This is a genomic window from Corynebacterium sp. TUM25020 (assembly GCF_056388495.1).
This window is the reverse complement of sequence record NZ_JBWJFG010000017.1, coordinates 1-3495: the sequence shown is the minus strand read 5'-3', so window position 1 is coordinate 3495 and position 3495 is coordinate 1. Positions and strand designations below refer to the sequence as shown.

2 protein-coding genes, 3 tRNA genes and 1 pseudogene are annotated in these 3495 nt (G+C 63.5%); 2 read left to right on the top strand and 4 right to left on the bottom strand.

The genetic code is table 11. The annotated features are described in order from the left end of the window. Positions 1 to 194: 194 nt before the first annotated feature. From AC05K6_RS10145 to AC05K6_RS10135, 3 genes are all read right to left on the bottom strand, one after another. Positions 195 to 270 (bottom strand) — tRNA-Arg (locus AC05K6_RS10145). 171 nt (positions 271 to 441) lie between these two features. Further along, a tRNA-Arg gene (locus tag AC05K6_RS10140) sits at positions 442 to 514 on the bottom strand. Positions 515 to 683: 169 nt separating this feature from the next. Next, positions 684 to 768 (bottom strand) — tRNA-Ser (locus AC05K6_RS10135). Between the two features lie 140 nt (positions 769 to 908). Between AC05K6_RS10135 and AC05K6_RS10130 the strand changes: the two genes are divergently transcribed. Then, positions 909 to 2057 carry a histidinol-phosphate transaminase gene (locus tag AC05K6_RS10130; RefSeq protein ID WP_476728468.1) on the top strand — a complete coding sequence of 383 codons (1149 nt, stop codon included), beginning with the start codon at positions 909 to 911 and terminating at the stop codon, positions 2055 to 2057. Further along, a complete protein-coding gene (locus AC05K6_RS10125; protein WP_476728467.1) occupies positions 1999 to 2802 on the top strand; it encodes a hypothetical protein in 804 nt (267 codons plus the stop codon). Before AC05K6_RS10130 ends, AC05K6_RS10125 begins: the two co-directional genes overlap by 59 nt. Before the next feature lie 52 nt (positions 2803 to 2854). Here the strand turns inward: AC05K6_RS10125 and AC05K6_RS10120 are convergent. Then, positions 2855 to 3495, bottom strand: a pseudogene (locus AC05K6_RS10120) (hypothetical protein); the annotation flags it as partial.

Sequence of the window (3495 nt, the reverse complement as noted above, 5' to 3'; positions counted from 1 at the left end):
ATCGGTGCACCAGCAGAATACGACACCGCCATCGACACCAGCTACCAACACAACCTCGGCATCCAAAAAGGCTGGATCAAATAACCGCAACACGCCCGGAAAAGACACACTTTTCTTTACTTAACCCCCGGAACCCCAGCACCCCGCAACACAAAAACCCGCAGCCAGCGGGTTAACGCTAGCTACGGGGGAAATGGTGCGCCCGGAGGGATTCGAACCCCCAACCTTCTGATCCGTAGTCAGATGCTCTATCCGTTGAGCTACGGGCGCGTTGCTAATACCAGAGCCGATATCTACTACCGCTTCCAGTATCACGTTTGTGCTGCAAGGTTGCCCTCGCAACGAAGATTTACTCTACACACCACGGGCACAAAACAACAAATCCCCACCTCACCAGCAGGAATGTCGCATACTCAGTAGCCGACGGCACCGAGGAAATCGTGCGCCCGGAGGGATTCGAACCCCCAACCTTCTGATCCGTAGTCAGATGCTCTATCCGTTGAGCTACGGGCGCTTGGAAACTTCGACAAAGTGCGTACACGCCGGCACAATCCCAGCGGACCACCACAGGCGCACCACACGCCCCACAACACTGTCCGCAGCTGTTAGCCCCGGAACCTCACCACAAGTAACCGGGCAGCTTTATGGGCAGCTCATGCGCGTAACGCACTCTGTCGAAGTTGCGGAGGCGACAGGATTTGAACCTGCGGTCCCCTAAGGGACAACTCCTTAGCAGGGAGCCCCATTCGGCCGCTCTGGCACGCCTCCGGATGTCGTATCACGGCATACCAATTCAGGTATCCACAATCTCGACCGCATTTAGCCTACACAACCACCCGCTCCCTCCCAAAATCCCCGCGCATTACCCCGCCCACTGCGCCCATTACCTCCTACTACACTGTATAGGTATGATTCGCCCCGATCTCTCATCCTTGCCCGCCTACGTCCCCGGCGCTTCGATCCCGAACGCGCTGAAGTTGGCCTCTAACGAGTCTTCGCTGGCTCCGTTGCCTTCTGTGAGTGCTGCTATTAATGACGCCACCTCGCACCTCAACCGCTATCCAGATATGGCTTCGGGCGCTTTGCGGGAGAAGTTGGCGCAGTGGTTGGGCGTGGACCTCGACAATGTCGCAGTAGGCAACGGCAGTTCCGCCATCTGCCAGCAGCTGGTGCAGGCCACATGCAAGGACGGCGATGAGGTTGTGTACGCCTGGCGGTCGTTCGAGGCATACCCGATCCTGTGCAAGATCGCCGGTGCGGTGGGAGTGGGGGTGCCGCTGAAGAGGGGGCGTCATGACCTAGAGGCAATGAGTGAAGCGATCGGCGAGCGCACGCGCTTGGTGTTTGTGTGCAACCCGAACAATCCGACGGGCACGACGGTGGGGCGCGAGGAGTTCCGCGAGTTTATGGCGCGTGTGCCGGAGGATGTGACGGTGGTGCTGGATGAGGCGTATGTGGAGTACAACCGGGATGCGGAGTCGCCGGTGGCGCTGGAGGAGCTGAAGCGCTATCCGAACTTGGCGGTGTGCCGGACGTTCTCGAAGGCGTATGGGCTGGCGGGTCTGCGGCTGGGCTATCTGGTCGGGCCGGAGGAGCTGGTGGAGGCCGTGAATAAGGTGGGGATTCCTTTCGGTGTGAATGCGTTGGCGCAGGCGGCGGGGGTCGCAAGTGTGGATGCACAAGCCGAGCTGGCTGCGCGTGTGGATGCGACGGTCGTGGAGCGTGAGCGGGTGGAGGCGTACCTGGCGGGGGTTGCTCCGGCTGGCGCTGGTAGTGCCGGCGCGGCGGGCGGGGCTGCGGACGGCGCGGAGGGCTCCGAGCCGCTGACGTATCCGTCGCAGGCGAATTTCGTGTGGTTGAACGCGGGCGAGCGCGCCGAGGCGCTGGATGAGGCGCTGAAGCGCGAGGGCGTGGTGGCGCGGTGTTTCGCCGGTGAGGGCGTGCGCGTGACGGTGACGACGGCGGAGGAGACGGATGTGCTGCTCCGCGCGTTGGATCGTGCGTTGCCTGCCGCGGGTCTGCCTGGGCAGGCCACGTCCGCCGGGCGAGCCGATTAGCGCTGTGCATCCGGAGGATCCGACGCGTATTCCGCATGTTGTAGAGCGTCTGCGCGCGGTGTGGGAGGCTCAGCCGTCGGTTGGGTTTGCGCAGTTGTGGGCGCAGTTGGAGTCGGTGGGGGTGGGCTTTAACGCCACTGATGCGGAGCTGGTGGAGGCCTGCGATGAGCTGTTGCGCCGCCATCCCTTTTCTTTTGCGCCTGGTGGTGACGCCCCCTCGATCTCAGCTGCGCCGCGCACTGTGGAGGTGGAAACGGCTAATCCGGGGCCAGTGGTGACGCTTTCCGTGGAGCCAGGGGAGCCACTGGGGTGGGTGGTAGTGCGTGGCCGGCGGGCGGGGGCTCAGCCGGTGGTGTGGCGTTGTAGGAAGGTGCGGGCGTGCCGCGCTGGGGCGCCGTTGGTGGTGGAGGACGCGGAGGGTTTTGCGCACCGTTTAGGCGTGGTGGAGCGGCTGTCGGCTGCCGAGTTTTCGGTGGCTCCGGAGCACAATGAGGTGGCGCTGGAGGGGCTGCGGCGCACGGAGTTGGGGGATCGAGTGTTTGTGGTGCGTTTCGCGGATGATTCGTGGGCGTTGGTGGGGCACGCTTTGTGGTGGTTCCAGGTGGGGCGCCGCGCGGTGGATGCGCGGAGGTTGAAGTGGGTGGGGTTTGAGTCTGGAATGCCAGGAGCCCCGCTCCTGGTGCGTACACCGGGAGCGGGGCTCGAGGAGTTGCCGCTGGTCGCGGAGGTTTTCCGCGCCAGCTAGGCGGGGGGAGCTAGCCCTGGCGGGCTAGCTTTGGGGGCTAACTTTGTGGGAGTTAGCTCTGGCGGCGGCGCAGTGCCATCAGGGCACCACCCAGAGCCAGGGCAATCACAGACGCACCCAGCGTGATAGCCAGACCGGACACACCGGTCACAGCCAGGTTGCCACCACGGGAACCAGCCTCGGTGCTCTGGGAAGTAGCACCAGTGCTGCTCTTGCCAGCACTCTGGTTGCCAGCGGCACCGTTGTCAGCGCCCTTACCGGCACCCTGGTCGCCACCCTGGTCGCCAGCGTTGCCCTTGCCCGGCTTCTCAGCACCCGGCTTGGACTCGCCCTTGCCCGGCTTCTCAGCACCCGGCTTGGACTCGCCCTTGCCCGGCTTGCCCGGCTTAGCCTCACCCGGCTTAGCCTCACCCGGCTTACCCGGAGCAGAGGAACCAGCACCATCACCGTGGTTACCCAGCAGAGCACCAATCAAACCGGAGCCAACAATCGTGCCACCAATGATGGCACCGATCTTGTTCGGATCGTTCAGAGAACCGGACGAGCCAACCGGCTGGTCATCCTCACCCGGCTTAGAGTTCGGGTCGTTCGGGTTGGTCGGCGCGTCCTTGCCGTCCTTGTCCTTGTTGTTGACCTCGACACCATCGTTGGAGCCGTCACCATCGGTATCAGCCTTGGTCGGGTCAGTCGGCT

Bases quoted from the DNA above. Each gene is read 5' to 3' on its own strand.
- AC05K6_RS10130 (WP_476728468.1), top strand. From the start codon at position 909: ATGATTCGCCCCGATCTCTCATCCTTGCCCGCCTACGTCCCCGGCGCT.